This window comes from Bacillus sp. LSHTCR4 (assembly GCF_057197025.1).
Window position 1 is genome coordinate 528,572 of the sequence record NZ_JBXUNO010000003.1, and the last position, 20,110, is coordinate 548,681.

Below are 20,110 nucleotides of genomic sequence, written 5' to 3' on the forward strand. Positions count from 1 at the left end.
TCCTGAAAACAACTATATTCACCTTTATTGTTTACTAAAATGGAGAATTATACGTATTGAATTTTTGTAGGCATTTTTGGATCTGTATCGTGGATTTCAAAGGCTTCTCCCACTCCAAATCCCTTTTCCTCTAATACTTGTGATACTGACATTCGCGCCAATTCTTTCATGTTATTATCTAAACTTAAATGGGCTAAATAAATATGCTTTGTCTCATCTGTAATTACATCCGCCATCGCTAATGCAGCGTCTTCATTACAAACGTGCCCTACGTCACTTAAAATACGTCGCTTAATACTCCATGGATAACGTCCCATACGAAGCATTTCCACGTCATGATTACTTTCAAACACGAAAGCGTTAGCCCCCTTAATAACACCTTTCATACGGTCACTCACGTATCCCGTATCTGTAATAAGAGCTAACTTTCTATTATTGTTATGAAAAGCATAGAACATTGGCTCTGCCGCATCATGTGAAACTCCAAATGACTCGACCTCAATATCACCGAATGTTTTTACATCCCCAACTGAGAAAATAAACTTTTGCTCAGTTGGAATATTTCCTATTAAGTGTTCCATTGCACTCCATGTTTTCTCATTTGCATAAACAGGCAAATCATATTTACGTGCCAATACACCTAATCCTTTAATATGGTCACTATGTTCATGTGTTACAAGAATACCCGATACATCATTTATATTTAATTCTGCCTGTTTAAATAAAGCCTCAGTTGCTTTACCACTTAAACCTGCATCGACGAGTAATTTTTTTTCATCTGTTCCTACATATAGCATATTTCCTGTACTTCCACTTGCAAGTACGCTAAAATGCAAACCCATTCTTTCTCACTCCAGTATGTTCATCAACCACTTGATTTTCCTTTTCACCTAATTCCATAACTTGTCCTTCAATTGCATTTACAAAGAAGTCCTGCTTCTGCTCCGTCTTTAAGTTCCACGTTGGAGCAAGTACTTGGTTATTAGAAGTAGATGCGGTAAGGTTGGCATAACCAATTTGCGCTTCTTTTACATGTGTATTCCCATGAATTTTATTTTTTAAATACAGATTTTCTAAAGCGGTTTGGGCAGTAATAATTTCTTGCTGTTTCGTTTTTTCACTTTCGCCCATTTCTTTTAAATCTGTTAGCATCGTCTGTGTGTACGACACAAGTTCATTTTTCTCATTTAATTCCACAACAATCATCGCCTGATCGTTATAGAAAATAGGCTTATCTTTATATTTTTGGAAGAAATAAATTTTAGAGTCTTTCATCGCTCCAAACTCATACTTTTGTCCATCCAGTACATAGTTCTTCAAAAAATCATTATACTTATCTTTGGATAACGATTTTGTATTTAAAAAGGGCTCTTTTAGCTTACTTTCTATCTTGTACATATTTTGTATATGCGCCGTTTGATTTTTTAAAGCCTGTACATCTTCTTCTTTAAAGGCCTTGTTTTCAGCCCTAATAAATGACTCTTTTTTCGGTTCTTTAGGGAAATTACCCATAGTAATTTTGTTTGCTTTTAATTCTTGATCTATCTTTGTTTCTGCAATAAGCTCCAATTGATTACTATCTTGCTTTTGAATGAATTGAAAGATGAGAAAGAGGTCCAAAACAAAAAAGGTCACAATAAATATGGTTTTAATCCGATCCCAATCCATTTAGTCCTCCCTCACTCCACTCATATATTTTTTGTTTGCCAGCTTCATCTTCAACAAACTTTACATACCAAATTGGCTGTAGTCGCGCTACTTGTCCGTCTAGTGCTAATTTGTATCCAATACCAATGTCTTTAATGAATCTTTTATCTACCGCGGCATTATTTTCTAAGGATGCTATCACAACGTGTCCTGATGGGAGAGTAACCTTCTGTTCAATACCTTTCGTATTTAAAGACAACAACGGTCTTTCGTATTCCATTACTTCTTCTGATCCCCATACTTGTCTCAATTCAGCTAATCCATCTGTATTGAATACAGGATATCCATCTTCCTGTAAGCGGAATACTGTCTGTCCTTTATTCATATAGTCCAAACGGTATGAATCCAGACTTCCACTATGACCATTTACAAAATCAAAGCTTTTTTGTAAAAGCATTAAATTATCTGTCGTTTTCTCGCTTGAAACAGAAGAATTTTTATACTTTAGCATATGCTGATTGTTTTCAATCTCCATAGACCTAATACCGTCTGTAAATATTTCTTTCGTCGGCTCGATAATAGGGCTTAAATAACGTGGGTCACTAAAAAGGGCATTCTTAAATGTATCAACCGCTAAATTAGATGCAATATATGTTATATTACTTAATTCTGTCGTTCCATCTGGTAAAAATAGCTTTTTCATATCATTAATTTGATAGTCAAAATAAGGTTTCGCGGATACTATAAATTGATTTTGTGCATTTACAATATCTTTTAAATACACACCACTTAATTTTGCTTCATATATTCTAGAGTTATCACCATCAGAAACAAAATTAATTTTAATTTCCTGATCCCTACTTCTAGAAGGATCAAGAATAATTCGATTAAAGTGTTTAGGCTTATCTATACTTTTTTCTTTCATACTAAACATAGATTTAACTGCATCAAATGGGATGTTGGTAGGGAAAAGAAGTTCAATTTTCCCTTCACCATGCACATAAGAAAGGAAGTCAGCCTTAGCAATCGATATCTCTTTGAAAGCATGTAATTCCCCTGCTTCCAAAGTTTTATAGATTGATTCTATATCTCCCTCTCTTTTGCTCCCGTAATGATTTTTATCTTTATGCACGATGATAGAAGTAGGGCGGACAACATCAGCGATTTTAGTTTGCGTAGTTCCTTCATTCCCCTGTACAAATTTTGCATTTTGCATAGATGTGGAATCTGGCACATACGTCCATAAGTTAAAAGTAAGAAATAAACTAATTACAACTAAATTAATTAAAACTATCGTTTTAACATTTTCCATACTCATTCCCAATCGTCCTCTTCATCCGCTGCCATTGGCAATGTGAAATAAATCGTTGTCCCTTTTCCTTCCTCACTCTTCGCCCAAATCGAGCCACCATGCGCCTCAATCATTTCTTTCGCAATTGCTAATCCAAGTCCTGTACCACCCATTTGTCTTGAACGTGCTTTATCTACGCGATAAAAACGTTCAAAGATTTTATCGACGTTTTCTTTCGGAATACCCATTCCTTGGTCACTTACACTAATCTCTAATAATTCCCCGCGATCACGTAAGCGATACGTTACTGTTCCACCTTCTGGTGAATACTTTAATGCATTCGAAATAATGTTATACAATACTTGCGTAATTTTATCCGTATCCATATCAATAAATCGAGATTTTTTAGAGAAAGATCGTTTGAAACTTACGTTTTGCTCTTTAGACATTTCAAAACGATCAATAATGTTATTAAAGAAGTCAGTAAAGTCGACCCATTCTTTCATTAAACGATGTTCTGTACTATCGAGTTTAGATAGTTGCAATAACGCATTTACAAGTCTAATCATTCTTTCTGTTTCTTCTTGTGTAACTGTTAAAAATTGCGGTGCAATATTCGGATCTTGCCACGCACCGTCTGTAAGTGCCTCTAAATAACTGCGCATTGTCGTTAATGGCGTTCTTAATTCATGAGAGACGTTTGCTACAAACTCGCGGCGTTCCCTTTCTATACGCTCCTGCTCAGTTACATCATATAATACGGCAATTAAACCATTTGCTTTCCCTGTCTCTTTTTGAATAACAGAGAAACTAGCACGTAAAATATATGGCTCATTTCTCGTACTAAAATCTAATAAAACAGAATCAGGCTCTTCGTATAAATGATCGAGCGTAAATTCTTCTTGTATTCCCAATACTTCTAAAACAGATTGATCGAGCGCCGTTTCACGCGAAACATTTAGCATCTTTTCCGCAGGATCATTTAATAAAATAATGTCCCCTTTTCGGTCAGTAGCAATTACTCCATCTGTCATATGTGATAATACAGATGACAATTTACGTCTTTCACTTTCCGTTGAAGAACGAGCTTGTTGTAATTTTTTTGATAAATTATTGAAAGATAATGCTAATTGTCCAATTTCATCATGGCTATGCACTTTTACTTTTCTTGAATAGTTTCCTTTTGCCATTTCAATCGCTTGTCTTCGCATATCAGAGATTGGTCTCGTAATCGTTTGAGCTAACAAAATTCCAAGTACAGCTGTTACGAGTAATGCAATAACGGTTCCGGTCGCAAAGATTTGATTAATATCCTTCATCTGCTTATAAACATCTTCCATAGATGCAACAACGTAAATAGCACCAAGTGCATCTTTGTTGTTATCATCCATAATAGGAGTAATCATAACTTGTACACGGTGACCTGTACGACCATCCTTCTCAATTTTCACTTCTGGTTTTTTTTGTACCAATACCCGCTGAACAGCTATATCAGTTGATGTTCTATTTACCTTGTTTTGCTTTGACTCATCTGAAATAGCGAGCAGCTTTCTATTCGCATCAAATACACTTACCTCTTGAATATCTTTCTTTCGATCAGAGGCAAATTTTCGAATGGAAGTTTTAATCGTTTCATCTGTTGACTCTGTCTCTGCTTTTGTATAACTTTTTTTAAACTCTTGTTTCAAGTTATACGATAATAAGTTCGTTTGTTGCGTTAAAGAATCTCTAAAGCCTTGTACAAGACTCTTTTCTAACTCTCTTACGAAATATACCCCAATAACTTGCATAGCTATCAATATTAATAGCATATATATGAGTACAAATTTTAAATGAATAGATTGAAAAAAACCGACTTTCTTCATATACTATTCCTGCTCTGGGTCACGCAAGTAATACCCTACTCCGCGTCTAGTGACAATTAATGTAGGATGACTTGGATTATCTTCAATTTTTTCACGTAGACGACGTACTGTTACATCCACTGTACGTACATCTCCAAAATAGTCATAACCCCAAACTGTTTGCAATAAATGTTCACGTGTCATAACTTGTCCTAAATGTTTTGCTAAATAATGCAGCAACTCAAATTCACGATGTGTAAGCTCAATATTTTCCTCACGTTTCGTTACACTATACGCATTTGGATTGATAACAATTGGTCCAATAACCATTTCCGTATTTTCTTCTTTTTCTGCAGCACCACCTTGTTGATGGCGACGTAAATTCGCCTTCACGCGAGCAAGTAATTCCCTCGTACTAAATGGCTTCGTTACATAATCATCTGCCCCAAGCTCCAGACCTAATACTTTATCGATTTCAGAGTCTTTCGCTGTAAGCATAATAATCGGCATTTCTGAGCTTTTACGTATTTCACGGCAAACCTCTAAGCCATCCTTACCTGGTAGCATAATATCTAATAAAACCATATCTGGCTGTTCTTCAGTCGCTTTTTCAATCGCTTCATCACCATCATGCGCCATTACAATTTCAAAACCCTCTTTTTCTAGGTTGAACTTCAAAATATCCGCAATCGGCTTTTCATCATCAACTACTAAAATTTTCTTTCCCATCATCGTCTATTTCCTCCTTATAAAGTGAAACTTTAATCGGTGGGGAGTTTCATCCCCCATCGATTATTAGTTGAACCAATCGGGCATTTACGGGCAGTTGATCCCGCACCTGACTTCTTTTATCTTCGCTGAATTCTGAGGTAGGATCTTACTGCCCGTTGATGCGGGGTAAAAATATGGTCAATATCCCTAAACACATTGATGTCTACATAGTATGTCCCTATATGACCGCATCTTTTGCTTAAGTACTTTCTTCTCTATTCTCACAGACTCATGTATGATCCACTTTTACACGGAATCCTATACGATCTATAGAAAAACCTCTAGCTTCAACTGCTAGAGGCTCCTCATTCTATTTTAAAATAACTACTCAATTTTGTAAAATTACACAAATAAAAAGGATATTAAGTGGGCCCACTTAATATCCTGAGAGTGGCTCGGGACGGAATCGAACCGCCGACACGAGGATTTTCAGTCCTCTGCTCTACCGACTGAGCTACCGAGCCAAAACTATATATAAAACCACTAATGGTGGTATAAACAAAAGTGGCGGTCCCGACCGGGGTCGAACCGGCGATCTCCTGCGTGACAGGCAGGCATGTTAACCACTACACCACGGGACCAAAAATGAACATAAAAAAAACATGACCCGTACGGGATTCGAACCCGTGTTACCGCCGTGAAAGGGCGGTGTCTTAACCACTTGACCAACGGGCCACGAAAAATAAAATGGTGAGCCATGAAGGACTCGAACCTTCGACCCTCTGATTAAAAGTCAGATGCTCTACCAACTGAGCTAATGGCTCATACTCACCAACGTCATATTTTCGTGACGACAAGATGTATCATAACATGTTTCTTTTATATTTTGCAACACCTTTTTTTATTTTTTTATAAAAGATAAGAAAAAACTCATGCGGACATGAGTTTTTTCTTAAAAATATCAATTAAGCTTCGTATACGTTACGAACGATATTCGTTTGGTTACGATCTGGTCCAACTGAGAACATAGATAATTGAATTCCCGTTAACTCAGAAACACGTTCTACGTATTTTCTTGCATTCTCAGGAAGCTCGTCTAATGATCTTACACCAGTAATATCTTCTGTCCAACCTGGAAGCTCTTCGTATACAGGCTCACATTTCGCTAAAATGTTTAAGTTTGCTGGAACTTCATCGATAACTTCGCCATTGTATTTGTAAGCAACACAAATTTTAAGTGTTGGAATACCCGTTAGAACGTCGATAGAGTTTAATGATAGATCTGTTAAACCACTAACACGACGTGCATGTCTTACAACAACGCTATCGAACCAACCTACGCGGCGTGGACGACCAGTTGTTGTTCCATACTCACGACCAACTTCACGAATTTGATGACCAATTTCATCATGAAGCTCAGTAGGGAACGGACCATCACCTACGCGGCTTGTATATGCTTTACATACACCTACAACGCGAGTAACTTTCGCAGGACCAACTCCAGTTCCAACTGTTACACCACCAGCAATTGGGTTAGAAGATGTAACGAACGGGTACGTACCGTGGTCGATATCAAGCATAACACCTTGTGCACCTTCAAATAATACACGGTGATTATTATCTAATGCATCATTTAATACAACAGACGTATCACATACATATTGCGCGATTTTTTGTCCGTACTCGAAGTACTCTTCGAAGATTTCTTCTACACTGAAACCTTCTGTATCGTACATTTTTTCAAATAAACGATTTTTTTGTGCTAAATTGCGCTCAAGCTTCTCTTTAAATGCTTCACGGTCTAAAAGATCAGCCATACGAATACCAATACGAGCAGCCTTGTCCATATATGCAGGACCGATACCTTTTTTCGTTGTACCGATTTTGTCATCACCTTTACTTGCTTCTTCTAACTCATCTTGTTTTAAGTGATAAGGTAAAATAACGTGCGCACGGTTACTTACGCGTAAATTATCAGTACTTACACCACGATCGTGTAAGTATTTTAACTCTTCAAGTAATGCTTTCGGATCTACTACTAAGCCGTTTCCGATTACACAAATTTTCTCTTTATAGAAAATACCAGATGGAATTAAGTGTAATTTATATTTAACTCCGCCAAAAACAATTGTATGTCCTGCGTTATTTCCACCTTGATATCTTGCAACTACTTCCGCATGCTCAGAAAGAAAATCAGTGATTTTACCTTTTCCTTCGTCGCCCCATTGTGTTCCTACAACTACTACTGAAGACATTATTAAAGCACCTCCGCAATTTTCAAACGATCTATTCAAACAATATAATTGTACCAAAACCGAAAAAGAAGTCAACCAAAAAGCGAACATTTTTTTATTAAAAAACTTTTTCGTTCGTAAGAATTATATTTTTATACTATGAAAGCCTTATCTTTTCTATAAAAAAAAAGAAACACATCTTATTATAAGAAATGCGTTTCTTTTTTATACTATCTTTATGCCGGCGGCGCATGTCCATCTTCGAAGCGACGTTCTAAGTTAACGAACTTATTGAACTCTTTAACGAATGCGAGCTCTACTGAGCCTACTGGACCGTTACGCTGCTTTGCAATAATAATTTCAATCGTATTTTTATTTTCCGTTTCTCGGTCATAGTAATCTTCACGATATAGAAAGGCTACGATATCAGCATCCTGCTCGATACTTCCCGATTCACGAATATCAGACATCATCGGACGTTTATCTTGACGAGATTCTACACCACGAGATAACTGCGACAAGGCAATAACAGGAACTTGTAATTCACGCGCAATCCCTTTTAGTGTACGAGAAATCTCAGATACTTCCTGCTGACGGTTCTCTCCTGATTTCCCACTTCCTTGAATAAGCTGTAAGTAGTCAATCAAGATCATACCAAGCCCCTGTTCTTGTTTTAATCTACGACATTTTGCTCGAATCTCATTTACTTTAATCCCCGGCGTATCATCAATATAGATACCAGCATTAGAAAGGCTACCCATTGCCATCGTTAATTTCGCCCAATCATCAGAAGTTAATGATCCGGTACGTAGTCTTTGTGCATCAATATTCCCTTCTGCACAAAGCATACGCATAACAAGCTGATCAGCACCCATCTCTAGACTAAAAATCGCTACATTTTCATCCGTTTTCGTCGCTACGTTTTGTGCGATATTTAATGAAAACGCCGTTTTACCTACCGATGGACGTGCTGCCACGATGATTAAATCATTTCGCTGGAACCCTGCCGTCATCTTATCTAATTCAGTAAACCCAGTTGGTATACCGGTAACTTCACCTTTTTGATTATGCAAAAGTTCGATTTTATCGTAAGCATCTACAAGAACGTCTTTAATATTTTGGAATGCTTTCGCATTCGTCTGATGAGATACTTCTAATATTTTTTTCTCAGCCTCATTTAAAAGACCATCCACATCATCTTCTCTCTCATATCCATCAGACACAATATGAGTCGCCGTTCGAATTAAACGACGTAACAGTGCTTTTTCAGCGATGATTCGTGCATAATACTCTACGTTAGCAGCGGTCGGAACAACTTCTGCTAATTCTGCTAAGTAAGAAACCCCACCGACTTCTTCTAATAACCCTTGATCAGCCATTGCTGACGTCATCATTACTAAGTCGATTGGCTCTCCCTTATCAGACAATCCAAGCATGACTTCAAAAATCTTTTGATGTTTTGTTCGATAAAATGAGTCAGGTACCAATAATTCTGATGCTGACGTTAACGCATCCTGATCAATCAATATAGCACCTAAGACTGCCTGCTCAGCTTCTATATTATGCGGAGGGGTACGATCAGCCATTACATCACTCATACGCAATCCTCCTTGCTTAACGTATTTTTATTGTTCACTAACATGAACTTTTACTGTTGCCGTTACTTGCGGATGCAATTTCACAGTAACATTTGTATAGCCTAATGCACGAATTGCATCATCCATTTCAAACTTACGCTTATCAAGTTTAATCTTGTGAGATTTTTGCATTGCATCTACGATTTGTTTACTTGTAATTGAACCGAATAGACGGCCGCCTTCTCCAGATTTAGCCTTTAATTCTACAGTTAGTTTCTCTAACGTTTCTTTTAATTGTTTTGCACTTTCAAGCTCTGCTGCTGCATCTTTTTCTTCTTTGCGTTTTTGAGCTTCTAAAGTTTTCATACTGCTATTTGTCGCTTCAGCAGCTAATCCTTGTTTTAGTAAGAAGTTATTTGCATAACCATCTGGTACGTTTTTTACTTCTCCTTTTTTCCCTTTACCTTTTACGTCTTTTAGAAAAATTACTTTCATGATTGTGTGCCTCCCTGTAAATAGTCATCAATAACAAATCGAAGCTTCTCCTCAGCTTCATCTACTGTAACATTTTTCATTTGTGTGGCTGCATTTGTTAAATGCCCTCCACCACCTAAATTTTCCATAATTAGCTGCACATTCACTTCACCTAAAGACCTGCCGCTAATTCCAATGAAATTCTCGCCACGTTTTGCAATAACAAATGATGCAATAATTCCTGTCATTGTTAATAATGTGTCCGCTGATTGCGCAATAAGCACTTGATCGTAATAATCAGCGCTATCAACTTTCGCAATCGCAATTCCATTTGTATAAATGTACGCATTTTTAATAGCTTTTGCAACCCGTAAATACTGATCCATATCTTCTTTTAAAAGCTCTTGTACAAGTACAGTATCTGCACCGTGTGAGCGTAAATAAGAAGCAGCATCAAATGTACGAGCACCTGTCCGGAATGTAAAGCTTTTCGTATCAACAATAATACCTGCTAATAATGCTGTCGCTTCTAACATTGTCATTTTCAAATTTTTCGGTTGGTATTCAAGTAATTCCGTAACAAGTTCTGCCGTGGAAGAAGCGTATGGCTCCATGTAAACAAGCAATGGATCTTCAATAAAATCTTCTCCTCGGCGATGATGGTCAATAACAACTACATTTTCAATTTTGCGTAACAGCTTTTCTTCCATCACCATTGAAGGTTTATGCGTATCAACAACAACAAGTAAGGAATCATCATTTGCAAATTCCATCGCTTGTTCTGGTGTAATAAAGTGAGACCATAACTCTTCATTTTGCTTCACTTTATCCATTAAACGCTTAATTCCCTTATCAGAATCATTTTCATCGAGCACAATATATCCTTTTCGTTCGTTTAATTGCGCTACTTTTAAAATACCAATCGCAGCACCAATTGCATCCATATCAGGAGCCCTATGCCCCATTATAATGACATTGCTGCTTTCTAATACTAAATCCTTTAATGCATGCGAAATCACTCTGGCACGTACACGAGTACGTTTTTCTACCGGATTTGTCTTACCACCATAAAACTTAACTTTACCTGTCGCTTGCTTAATAGCTACTTGATCTCCACCACGTCCAAGCGCAAGGTCTAAACCTGATTGTGCCATCGCCCCAAGCTCGGATAAAGGTAAATCACCTGATCCAACACCTACACTTAATGTAAGTGGTATATTCCTTTTGGATGTTTCTTCACGCACTTGATCTAAAATACTAAATTTCCCTTTCTCCATCTGCGCTAAAATACTTTCATTTAGTACAACGAAGAATCTTTCCGAAGATGCGCGTTTTAAATATGCCCCATACTTAACGGCCCATTCATTTAGACGCGATGTCACAAGACTTGTTATATTCGTACGTAATTGATCATCTAATCCTTGTGTAACTTCATCATAATTATCTAAATAAATTACAGCTAAAACAGTACGTTGATCCTCGTACATCTTTTCGATTTCTGTTTGTTCTGTTACATCAAAGAAATAAATTAACTTTTCTTCTTTCCTTACAAAAACACGAAACTTTCGATTATTTAAAGAAACTATATCATCGGAAGTCTCTCCCTTAATAAAAAGAAGTAACGTTTCTGATACATCATAAAGGTGCCACCCAGCTAATGCATGCTGCCCCAAACATGAAGATAAATAAGGATTTGCCCAATCAATCCCATAATCCTTATTGTATAACAAAATACCAATCGGCATCTGGTTAAATGCCTCATTACTCACTTTCTTTACCCTTGTAATCATATCTGTCGTATGTTTTTCAAAATTCTTTTGGAAGGTAAGTTCGAATCGTACAACAACAAAAAGGACGATACAAAAAATAAAAAAGGAGACTATCCCCATCAGTAAATGAAAGTAGCAGAGAATCGAAATGAGCACAAACACGAAAAATGCCAATACATAAACAGGATATAAAAACCACTGTTTCTTATAAAATTCAGGCATGTATACAACTCCTATAAAGTAAAACTAACTTATCTTCCAGTTAGTTAAACAGATTAAAATAGTATAAGGAATATTACTTTATCCTCCTATTTTAGAACGTAATGAAATCCCTAAATCAATTATACCTAAGATTGTCACAAGAGGAAACAGCATCGGAATAAACATGCAGACAATAAAACTAATAATAGGAACCCCTTTCGTAAAACCTTTGCTATGCGCCAGAAAAGCGATAAACGTCAGACCTTGCAGCACTAGTAGTAAAGCAAATATGACATATAGGTTAGAAAATACCATATGTAAATATGATGTCGGTTCTACTTTTATAAAAGTTGATAGCAAAATAAATATAACGTAATACCAAACAATACTCTTCGGTAATTGTATATCCTTAAATTTAGGCCAAGGTATGACATCGTGTTTTAACTTTCTCAAAACACTGCCTGATATCATAACTGTAATCCAAGAAAAACATACTGAGACCATGACAAGTAAACTTGGGAATAACGTTTGTAACACATCATTAAATTGTGCAAATAGCTCTTTTTGCTCTTTACTAATTGGCATACCCGCAGCAGTAACTATCTTTTCACTTTGTGTCATACTTTCATTAAACATATTTTGCATTTGCTTCATTAAATCTATGTTAAAAAACTTTATACTCGCAACATAAATGAGCATAATACCAATTAAGTAAGCAAGCGTCCCTGCCATCAAAATTTCTACCGGCTTTTTTTGTTTTTTATACATATACCCTAAAACGATACCTATCAATCCAAACATAGTTGTCTTTACTAGGTTCATCGGCTGGCTGACGATAACAGTAATAAAAAGCGCCGCCGTAAAAATCACAAAGGCACTGGATAATTTATATCTTATCGTTAGCAATATAAATGGCAACGGCAACGCAAACGTTACAACTGTGCCTAAAATCGGAACATACATAGATACAAGCAATAACATTGCATATATCGCTAACAACGCTGCACCTTCAGTAATAAATTTTGTATTTTTCATCATCTAACCTCTCTTTCAAAAAAAGAAAAGCATAGCAAAATGCACAGTAGAGTCCGACTCTACTGTGCATTTCATACGCTATTATTCACCAACATATGGTAAAAGTGCCATTTGACGAGCACGTTTAATTGCAACTGTAAGTTTGCGTTGGTATTTTGCGCTTGTTCCTGTTACACGACGAGGTAAAATTTTACCACGCTCAGAAACGAAACGTTTTAATAAATCAACATCTTTATAATCGATGCGAGTGATGCCGTTAGCTGTGAAGAAACACACCTTACGACGTTTCGCACGTCCACCTTTGCGTCCTGCCATGTCTATTTCCCTCCATTCTTTGTTAAAACTAACAAATTTACTGTATTAGAACGGTAAATCGTCGTCGGAAATGTCGATCGGTTGACCTACATTTGAAAATGGATCGTCATTCTTCGTAAATCCAGAGTTACCTTGGTTACCTGAATTACTAGATTGACCAAATGGGTTAGAGCCTTGGTTACCGAAACCAGCTCCTGATGGTTGCTGATTAAATGAACCACGTTGCTCCCCACCGCCATTACGCGGCTCTAAAAATTGTACGCTTTCCGCAAGAACTTCTGTTACGTATACACGTTTACCATCTTGTCCCTCGTAATTACGAGTTTGAAGACGTCCATCTACGCCTGCTAAGCTACCTTTTTTCAAATAATTTGCTACGTTTTCTGCTTGTTTACGCCATATTACACAATTAATAAAGTCAGCTTCACGCTCACCTTGTTGATTGGCAAATGCGCGATTCACAGCTAACGTAAAAGTAGCTACTGCAACACCATTGGGCGTGTAACGTAAGTCAGGGTCCTTAGTTAAACGACCAACGAGGATAACACGATTCATCAATCGAACCACTCTCCCTTATATATCAATTATTTTTCTTCTTCTTTAACAACGATATGACGAAGGATGTCTTCGTTGATCTTAGCTAAACGGTCGAATTCGTTAATCGCTTCTGCGTTAGATTTCACGTTTAAGATCATGTAGAAACCTTCACGTAAGTCGTTGATTTCGTAAGCTAAACGACGCTTACCCCACTCTTTCGTGTTAATGATTTCTGCACCATTGTTTGTTAAAACACCTGCAAAACGTTCAACTAAAGCTTTTTGAGCTTCTTCTTCAACGCCAGGACGAATGATGTACATAATTTCGTACTTTCTCATTACACTTTCACCTCCTTTTGGTCTAAACGGCCCGTAATGGGCAAGGAGCAATTAATTTATAGTAATTACTCACGAGTTTAGATTATATCATAGTAAGTTAGATGAATCAACTCACCCATACATAAAAAACTTGGCAAACACTAATATATTTGCCAAGCTCATATCTTTATTTTTCCTAGGAAATATTAAATTAAACGTTGAAGCGGAAGTGCATAACGTCTCCGTCTTTTACAATATACTCTTTTCCTTCTAAACGGACTTTACCAGCCTCTTTTGCAGCTGTCATAGAACCGTTTGTCATTAAGTCTTCGTAAGAAACTGTTTCTGCACGAATAAATCCACGCTCAAAGTCTGTATGAATTACACCAGCACATTGCGGTGCTTTCATACCTTGTTTGAATGTCCATGCACGTACTTCTTGTACACCAGCTGTGAAGTAAGTAGCAAGTCCTAATAAATCATATGCAGCACGAATTAATTGATCTAAACCAGATTCTTCAATGCCTAGTTCTTCAAGGAAGACTTTTTTCTCTTCCTCGTCTAGCTCAGCAATTTCTGATTCGATTTTTGCACATACAACGATTACTTGAGAATTTTCATTTGCAGCAAATTCTTTTACCATTTGTACGTATTTATTTTCAGAAGGATCGATAACATCGTCCTCGCTTACGTTTGCCACGTATAACATTTCTTTCGTTGTCAGTAAATGAAGACCTTTAACAATCTTCATTTGCTCTTCTGTAAATTCAACCGTACGAGCTGGTTTTCCTTCTTCGAAAGCTTCTTTTAAACGTACTAAAATTTCATGCTCATATACAGCTTCTTTATCTTTTTGTCTTGCTAATTTCGCAACACGTTCGATACGTTTATCAACAGATTCTAAATCTGCTAAGATTAGCTCTAAGTTGATTGTCTCAATATCATCAATTGGATCTACTTTACCTGAAACGTGCGTAATATTTTCGTCTTCAAAACAACGAACAACTTGGCAAATTGCATCTACTTGGCGAATGTGAGATAAGAATTTATTTCCTAAACCTTCACCTTTACTAGCACCTTTTACGATACCTGCAATATCAGTAAATTCAAATACAGTTGGAACAGTTTTTTTCGGTTCTACTAATTCCGTTAATTTATTTAAACGCTCATCTGGTACTTCTACAATTCCTACGTTTGGATCAATTGTACAGAATGGATAGTTCGCAGATTCTGCTCCTGCTTGTGTAATTGCATTAAATAAAGTGGACTTCCCTACGTTAGGTAATCCAACAATCCCAGCCGTTAATCCCATATTTTTCACTCCTATGTCTCAATCTTTCATCATTATAGATAGTAACGAAAAAAATGACAAGTTTCCTCCAAACGAAAAAAAGTAACAGTCACCCACTGCAACTGTTACTTTCTCTCTATTCTTCGTGCTTCACAAGTATTTTTTTTACCTTACGATCAAACTCTCTTCGAGGAATCATTACGGAATGGTCACATCCCTCGCACTTAATGCGGATATCCATTCCCATACGAATAATCTTCCAACGATTCTCCCCACATGGGTGTGCTTTCTTCATTTCCACAACATCATACAAGTTATACTGCTTTTGCTCCATTCTCCAAACCCCTCTCCATATTAAATTGCTTTTCCACTCACTAATTCTTCACGATTATATAAAACCATACGTGGATATGGAATTTCAATACCATGTAAATCTAGACGGTTTTTAATTTCTTTACGAAGTGCCCTTGCAATAACTGCATGTTGCATTGGTTCTACTTCAGCAATAACACGTAATATAACTTCTGAAGCAGCTAATGTTTGTACACCTAACAATTGCGGTGTTGTTACCATTTGTTCGTACTTTGCAGGTAATTCTTGTAATAAGTCTTCAATGACTTGCTCTGCTTTTGCTATATCAGCCTCATACGAAATAGATACATCAACAAATGCTACACTATTACTTACTGAGAAGTTCGTAACTTGAATAATACTTCCGTTTGGTAAAGTATGGATTTCACCTGTCCAACTTTTCACTTTTGTTGTACGAAGTCCAATTTCCAAAACGACACCTTCAAACTGACCAATTCTTACATAGTCACCTACTGAAAATTGATCTTCTATCAAGATAAATAACCCTGTAATAACATCTTTAACCAAACTTTGAGCACCAAATCCGACTGCTAAACCAATTACCCCGGCACCGGCTAATAAACCTGATGCATTAATATTAAACACACCTAAAATCGCAATTAACATAATAAACATAACAACGTATGCCACAATATTTTCAAGTAACTTCGCTACTGTAACTGTACGACGTTCTGAAATTTGAATTGGTGAACGACTTCCCATACGAAACGCATTTCGTACAACAGCCCTTGCAATTCGCACTACAATTGCACCGATTGTTAAAATAATACATATTTTCAATGTCGCAATTCCAATATGAGCCCAACGATCAGCATCTAATAAATACTGTTTCGTAGCATTAAACCACTTCGTTAATAAATCCATGTACCTCTACCTCTCACCCAAAATTTCTTTTTAATTATCCTTCTTATTGTATCAGAAGTCTCCTAATTGCTGAAAAAATTTTATGACTTTATTTCCATTTGTTAACCGCCATGCAGGTATAAAATGGAACGAATATATATATACTAGTACTATTATTTCCGTTCTCACTTAAATTTCACAGCAAGTACGCACTTATAGTTTTCCATTTTACTCACCATATAACATATTTTGAAAATTTATTAAAAGGATGGGTGCTTCATGAATATTGGAAGTTTTCGCTTACCTTTTTTCGAAAAAGAAACTCAAAATGTTATGCACCAAGATATAGAAGCCTCCGAGACAATTAGTAACTTCTTACTTTCCCATATCCCTATTAAGACTCATATACCAATTATTCTCGTTTGTATCGGAACAGATCGTTCTACAGGAGATGCACTCGGCCCATTAGTCGGTACGAAACTAGAACAAATAGGAATTAAAAACTTCCAAGTGTTCGGCACACTAGATGATCCAGTACATGCGCTAAATTTAGAAGAAAAAATTCAGAATATACAGAAAGATAATCCTACTTCATTTATAATTGCGGTTGATGCCTGTTTAGGAAAATCTCAAAGTATTGGTTCCATCACTACAGGAATGGGACCTAGTAAACCTGGAGCTGCAATGAATAAGAAATTACCTGCAGTTGGTGATTTACATATTCATGGCATCGTAAATTTAAATGGTTTTATGGAGTTTTTCGTTCTACAAAATACAAGATTAAGTTTAGTCATGAAAATGGCTGACGTAATCGCACAGAGCATAAAAGAAACAGATCAAAAAATATGTGCATTAAAAAAAGCAAACCATCTATAAATAATAAGATGGTTTGCTTTTTAGTTTTTCTGCGCTAATAATTCTAAAATACGATTTAAATCTTCTTTATTAAAAAATTCAATTTCGATTTTACCTTTTTCTTTTTTCGTTTCTTTAATTTTCACATCTGTGCCAAACTTTTCTCTTAAGAACGTTTCGCGCTCTATGAAAAATATGTTTCTCTCTTTTTTCACTTGTTTTGTTTCACGTGAAACGCTTTGATTAATCTCCTGAACAATTTTCTCTAATTGACGAACATTTAATCCTTCTTTTTCGATTCGTTTTAATAAAGATTTCAATTGTTCTTCATCTTTTATCGTAAGCAAAGTTCTCCCATGAGCCATTGAAAGTTGACCATTTGCGATCATATCTTGAACAAAAGAAGGGAGGCTCAATAACCGCGTATAGTTTGCAATGTAAGGTCTGCTCTTACCAAGACGTTTTGCTAATTGTTCTTGCGTCACATTTAGCTCATTCATTAACATTTGGTATGCCATTGCTTCTTCCATTGGATTTAAATCTTCTCGTTGCAAGTTTTCAAGCAATGCAAACTCCATCATTTGCTGCTCATTTAATTGTCTGACAACGGCAGGTACTTTTTCAAGTCCCGCCTCTTTAGCAGCACGATATCTTCTTTCACCTGCAACAATTTCATATCCTTTAATACTCTTTCTAGCAATTAACGGTTGTAATATGCCGTGCTCTTTAATAGAGGCCGATAATTCCTGAATCGCCTCTTTATTAAAGTGTTTACGTGGTTGATATGGATTCGGCCTTAATTCAGTTATCGTAATCTCCTGAATTGTCTCTTCTTCTTTCACATCTAAATCAGGAAAAAATACATTGATTCCTCTTCCTAACCCTTTAGCCACCTGCAATCACTTCCTCTGCTAAATCTATATATACTTCTGCCCCTCTTGATTTAGCGTCATACTGCATAATTGGTTTCCCATGACTTGGTGCTTCACTCAAACGAACATTACGAGGGATAATCGAACGGTATACTTTATCCCTAAAGTATTTTTTCACTTCATCTATAACCTGAATCCCTAAATTTGTACGGGCATCCAACATTGTTAGCAATACACCTTGAATTGCTAGATTTTTATTTAAGTGCTTTTGCACAAGTCGAACTGTATTTAATAGCTGACTTAACCCTTCTAGTGCGTAATATTCGCATTGAACAGGAATAATAACAGAATCTGCTGCAGTTAATGCATTAATCGTTAATAACCCTAAGGACGGGGGACAGTCGATAATAATATAATCATATTCATCACGAACTGGCTGCAATGCCCTTTGCAAACGTACTTCCCGGGAAATAGTTGGTACCAATTCAATTTCAGCACCTGCCAATTGAATTGTAGCGGGTAGAACATCTAAGTTTTCAGTTGCGGTTTTTTGTATAACCCCTTGAACATCTGCATCTTCCACAAGAACATTGTAAATACATTGATCTAATTCGGATTTTTCAATCCCCACACCCGTCGTTGCATTTCCTTGAGCATCAATATCTACAAGAAGGACCTTTTTACCTACTTGTGCCAATCCAGCCCCTAAATTAACAGATGTTGTTGTTTTTCCAACGCCACCCTTTTGATTGGCTATAGCAATGATTTTTCCCATGATGTCACCTACTTTCAACCTTTCTATCTTATTCTAGTAACAATTACGTTTATTGTAACATGAAATAAAAGTTTTTCTTTTACGTCCTTATTAAACTTCAAAATTTATTTGTAAACTCCTTCTTCATCTAACAAGAAAATATAGTAAAAGAGACCTATCCAATAGGATCAGGTCTCTAACATGCCATTATTATTTTTTCTTCGGAATTTGAATTGTAATTTGATAGTACTCGTCAAACTCTTCTTCCTCAGAATTAACATTTAAACCACTGTCAGCAACCATTTGTAATGACTGCCTAATTGTATTCATGGCAATTCTCGTATCTCGACTTACTGCTTTTTGCTTTGCCTTACGCTTCGGTTTTGCTTCCTCTAGTAATTTCGCAATTCGTTCCTCTGTTTGCTTTACATTCAATTGTTTTTCCACAATCTCCTGTAAAACCTTCAGTTGTAATTCCTCATTTTTTAAAGGGATGAGCGCACGGGCATGACGTTCTGTAATGCTTTTTTCTAATAACGCACTTTTTATTTCTTCAGGCAACTTTAACAATCGCAACTTATTTGCGATTGTGGATTGCCCTTTTCCGAGTCTTTGTGCCAATGCTTCTTGCGTTAAATTATGTAACTCAATTAGCTTTTGATATGCCACAGCTTCCTCGATTGCTGTTAGTTCCTCACGTTGCAAGTTTTCAATTAAAGCCACAGAAGCTGTTTCTGTATCATTTAAGTTTTTTATAATTGCAGGAACCTTTTCCCATCCTAACTTTGTTGCTGCACGGAAACGCCTTTCTCCAGCAATAATCTCGTACTTATCATCTTCATATTGCCTCACAACAATCGGCTGAATAAGTCCGTGTGTACGAATCGTTAATGCTAGTTCCTCAATACGCGCATCATCAAAAACTGTTCGTGGTTGATAGCGGTTAGGGGTAATATTTACTATCGGAATTTCTTGTATTTCTTCATATACCTTTTTATCTATTTCTTCATGGCTTTCGTCTTGTAATTCGAATTCGCTCTCTTTATCTCCAAAGCCAAATAAACGAGAAAACGTATTTTTCATACATATTCCACCACCTTTTAGGCCTATTGACTATTCTCCATAAAATGTTTCCTATGAAACATTTACGTTTTCATTTATATAATTTAAT

At 36.5% G+C, this 20,110-nt stretch carries 20 protein-coding genes and 4 tRNA genes; 1 reads left to right on the top strand and 23 read right to left on the bottom strand.

Annotated elements, in window-relative coordinates; genetic code table 11:
• Positions 1-47: 47 nt before the first annotated feature.
• The 20 genes from AC2CGR_RS22140 to AC2CGR_RS22235 all read right to left on the bottom strand — a co-directional run bounded on the left by AC2CGR_RS22140 (position 48) and on the right by AC2CGR_RS22235 (position 16,479).
• Complete coding sequence (locus AC2CGR_RS22140; RefSeq protein WP_000522841.1) at positions 48-842, bottom strand: MBL fold metallo-hydrolase; 795 nt, start codon at positions 840-842, stop codon at positions 48-50.
• A complete protein-coding gene (locus AC2CGR_RS22145) occupies positions 826-1,668 on the bottom strand; it encodes a two-component system regulatory protein YycI (protein ID WP_087968533.1) in 843 nt (280 codons plus the stop codon). The genes AC2CGR_RS22140 and AC2CGR_RS22145 overlap by 17 nt, the downstream gene beginning before the upstream one ends.
• Complete coding sequence (locus AC2CGR_RS22150) at positions 1,649-2,965, bottom strand: YycH family regulatory protein (RefSeq protein ID WP_484481153.1); 1,317 nt, start codon at positions 2,963-2,965, stop codon at positions 1,649-1,651. Before AC2CGR_RS22150 ends, AC2CGR_RS22145 begins: the two co-directional genes overlap by 20 nt.
• Positions 2,962-4,803, bottom strand: a complete 1,842-nt coding sequence (walK, locus tag AC2CGR_RS22155; RefSeq protein ID WP_000755372.1) for a cell wall metabolism sensor histidine kinase WalK — start codon at positions 4,801-4,803, stop codon at positions 2,962-2,964. The genes AC2CGR_RS22150 and walK overlap by 4 nt, the downstream gene beginning before the upstream one ends.
• A 3-nt stretch (positions 4,804-4,806) precedes the next feature.
• Positions 4,807-5,514 carry a cell wall metabolism DNA-binding response regulator WalR gene (walR, locus tag AC2CGR_RS22160; RefSeq protein ID WP_000971872.1) on the bottom strand — a complete coding sequence of 236 codons (708 nt, stop codon included), beginning with the start codon at positions 5,512-5,514 and terminating at the stop codon, positions 4,807-4,809.
• Between the two features lie 430 nt (positions 5,515-5,944).
• A tRNA-Phe gene (locus tag AC2CGR_RS22165) sits at positions 5,945-6,017 on the bottom strand.
• 41 nt (positions 6,018-6,058) lie between these two features.
• A tRNA-Asp gene (locus AC2CGR_RS22170) sits at positions 6,059-6,134 on the bottom strand.
• Between the two features lie 22 nt (positions 6,135-6,156).
• A tRNA-Glu gene (locus tag AC2CGR_RS22175) sits at positions 6,157-6,228 on the bottom strand.
• A gap of 13 nt (positions 6,229-6,241) precedes the next feature.
• Positions 6,242-6,317: transfer RNA gene (locus tag AC2CGR_RS22180), tRNA-Lys, on the bottom strand.
• A gap of 141 nt (positions 6,318-6,458) precedes the next feature.
• Positions 6,459-7,748: an adenylosuccinate synthase gene (locus AC2CGR_RS22185; protein WP_087968534.1), complete on the bottom strand. Its 1,290-nt coding sequence runs from the start codon at positions 7,746-7,748 to the stop codon at positions 6,459-6,461.
• A 215-nt stretch (positions 7,749-7,963) separates the two neighbouring features.
• Positions 7,964-9,325 (bottom strand): replicative DNA helicase, encoded by a 1,362-nt coding sequence (gene dnaB / locus AC2CGR_RS22190; protein WP_001286244.1) that lies wholly within the window; start codon positions 9,323-9,325, stop codon positions 7,964-7,966.
• A 27-nt stretch (positions 9,326-9,352) separates the two neighbouring features.
• Positions 9,353-9,799, bottom strand: a complete 447-nt coding sequence (rplI, locus tag AC2CGR_RS22195) for a 50S ribosomal protein L9 (protein ID WP_000864235.1) — start codon at positions 9,797-9,799, stop codon at positions 9,353-9,355.
• Positions 9,796-11,769, bottom strand: coding sequence for a DHH family phosphoesterase (locus AC2CGR_RS22200; protein WP_087968535.1), 1,974 nt, complete (start codon positions 11,767-11,769; stop codon positions 9,796-9,798). The genes rplI and AC2CGR_RS22200 overlap by 4 nt, the downstream gene beginning before the upstream one ends.
• 78 nt (positions 11,770-11,847) lie before the next feature.
• Positions 11,848-12,783 (bottom strand): YybS family protein, encoded by a 936-nt coding sequence (locus tag AC2CGR_RS22205; RefSeq protein WP_140349829.1) that lies wholly within the window; start codon positions 12,781-12,783, stop codon positions 11,848-11,850.
• 81 nt (positions 12,784-12,864) lie between these two features.
• On the bottom strand, positions 12,865-13,098 hold the full coding sequence (gene rpsR, locus AC2CGR_RS22210) for a 30S ribosomal protein S18 (protein ID WP_000918873.1): 234 nt from the start codon (positions 13,096-13,098) through the stop codon (positions 12,865-12,867).
• Positions 13,099-13,143: 45 nt separating this feature from the next.
• Complete coding sequence (ssb, locus tag AC2CGR_RS22215; RefSeq protein WP_000981966.1) at positions 13,144-13,656, bottom strand: single-stranded DNA-binding protein; 513 nt, start codon at positions 13,654-13,656, stop codon at positions 13,144-13,146.
• Between the two features lie 26 nt (positions 13,657-13,682).
• The gene (gene rpsF, locus AC2CGR_RS22220; RefSeq protein WP_001233778.1) at positions 13,683-13,973 is read right to left on the bottom strand and encodes a 30S ribosomal protein S6; all 291 of its coding nucleotides are present in this window, start codon (positions 13,971-13,973) and stop codon (positions 13,683-13,685) included.
• A 190-nt stretch (positions 13,974-14,163) separates the two neighbouring features.
• Positions 14,164-15,264: a redox-regulated ATPase YchF gene (gene ychF / locus AC2CGR_RS22225; protein ID WP_000524669.1), complete on the bottom strand. Its 1,101-nt coding sequence runs from the start codon at positions 15,262-15,264 to the stop codon at positions 14,164-14,166.
• Between the two features lie 115 nt (positions 15,265-15,379).
• Positions 15,380-15,577 carry a DUF951 domain-containing protein gene (locus tag AC2CGR_RS22230; protein ID WP_000436051.1) on the bottom strand — a complete coding sequence of 66 codons (198 nt, stop codon included), beginning with the start codon at positions 15,575-15,577 and terminating at the stop codon, positions 15,380-15,382.
• Positions 15,578-15,597: 20 nt separating this feature from the next.
• Positions 15,598-16,479 carry a mechanosensitive ion channel family protein gene (locus AC2CGR_RS22235; protein WP_087968537.1) on the bottom strand — a complete coding sequence of 294 codons (882 nt, stop codon included), beginning with the start codon at positions 16,477-16,479 and terminating at the stop codon, positions 15,598-15,600.
• A gap of 258 nt (positions 16,480-16,737) precedes the next feature.
• Here AC2CGR_RS22235 and yyaC point away from each other — a divergent pair, with 258 nt between their 5' ends.
• Positions 16,738-17,334, top strand: coding sequence for a spore protease YyaC (gene yyaC / locus AC2CGR_RS22240; RefSeq protein ID WP_087968538.1), 597 nt, complete (start codon positions 16,738-16,740; stop codon positions 17,332-17,334).
• Positions 17,335-17,354: 20 nt separating this feature from the next.
• Here the strand turns inward: yyaC and spo0J are convergent, their stop codons facing one another.
• The 3 genes from spo0J to noc form a co-directional block, all read right to left on the bottom strand.
• Positions 17,355-18,206, bottom strand: a complete 852-nt coding sequence (spo0J, locus tag AC2CGR_RS22245; protein WP_001051839.1) for a stage 0 sporulation protein Spo0J — start codon at positions 18,204-18,206, stop codon at positions 17,355-17,357.
• Positions 18,199-18,960, bottom strand: a complete 762-nt coding sequence (soj, locus tag AC2CGR_RS22250; protein WP_000516114.1) for a sporulation initiation inhibitor protein Soj — start codon at positions 18,958-18,960, stop codon at positions 18,199-18,201. The genes spo0J and soj overlap by 8 nt, the downstream gene beginning before the upstream one ends.
• A 189-nt stretch (positions 18,961-19,149) precedes the next feature.
• Positions 19,150-20,022 (bottom strand): nucleoid occlusion protein, encoded by an 873-nt coding sequence (gene noc / locus AC2CGR_RS22255; RefSeq protein ID WP_000799027.1) that lies wholly within the window; start codon positions 20,020-20,022, stop codon positions 19,150-19,152.
• Positions 20,023-20,110: the final 88 nt, after the last annotated feature.

Coding starts and splice junctions, on each gene's coding strand:
- rpsF (WP_001233778.1), bottom strand. CDS start 13,973: ATGAGAAAGTACGAAATTATGTACATCATTCGTCCTGGCGTTGAAGAA.
- AC2CGR_RS22230 (WP_000436051.1), bottom strand. CDS start 15,577: ATGGAGCAAAAGCAGTATAACTTGTATGATGTTGTGGAAATGAAGAAA.
- AC2CGR_RS22150 (WP_484481153.1), bottom strand. CDS start 2,965: ATGAGTATGGAAAATGTTAAAACGATAGTTTTAATTAATTTAGTTGTA.
- soj (WP_000516114.1), bottom strand. CDS start 18,960: ATGGGAAAAATCATTGCTATAGCCAATCAAAAGGGTGGCGTTGGAAAA.
- AC2CGR_RS22185 (WP_087968534.1), bottom strand. CDS start 7,748: ATGTCTTCAGTAGTAGTTGTAGGAACACAATGGGGCGACGAAGGAAAA.
- AC2CGR_RS22200 (WP_087968535.1), bottom strand. CDS start 11,769: ATGCCTGAATTTTATAAGAAACAGTGGTTTTTATATCCTGTTTATGTA.
- rplI (WP_000864235.1), bottom strand. CDS start 9,799: ATGAAAGTAATTTTTCTAAAAGACGTAAAAGGTAAAGGGAAAAAAGGA.
- yyaC (WP_087968538.1), top strand. CDS start 16,738: ATGAATATTGGAAGTTTTCGCTTACCTTTTTTCGAAAAAGAAACTCAA.
- noc (WP_000799027.1), bottom strand. CDS start 20,022: ATGAAAAATACGTTTTCTCGTTTATTTGGCTTTGGAGATAAAGAGAGC.
- dnaB (WP_001286244.1), bottom strand. CDS start 9,325: ATGAGTGATGTAATGGCTGATCGTACCCCTCCGCATAATATAGAAGCT.
- AC2CGR_RS22205 (WP_140349829.1), bottom strand. CDS start 12,783: ATGAAAAATACAAAATTTATTACTGAAGGTGCAGCGTTGTTAGCGATA.
- ychF (WP_000524669.1), bottom strand. CDS start 15,264: ATGGGATTAACGGCTGGGATTGTTGGATTACCTAACGTAGGGAAGTCC.
- AC2CGR_RS22140 (WP_000522841.1), bottom strand. CDS start 842: ATGGGTTTGCATTTTAGCGTACTTGCAAGTGGAAGTACAGGAAATATG.
- walK (WP_000755372.1), bottom strand. CDS start 4,803: ATGAAGAAAGTCGGTTTTTTTCAATCTATTCATTTAAAATTTGTACTC.
- AC2CGR_RS22145 (WP_087968533.1), bottom strand. CDS start 1,668: ATGGATTGGGATCGGATTAAAACCATATTTATTGTGACCTTTTTTGTT.
- AC2CGR_RS22235 (WP_087968537.1), bottom strand. CDS start 16,479: ATGGATTTATTAACGAAGTGGTTTAATGCTACGAAACAGTATTTATTA.
- rpsR (WP_000918873.1), bottom strand. CDS start 13,098: ATGGCAGGACGCAAAGGTGGACGTGCGAAACGTCGTAAGGTGTGTTTC.
- walR (WP_000971872.1), bottom strand. CDS start 5,514: ATGATGGGAAAGAAAATTTTAGTAGTTGATGATGAAAAGCCGATTGCG.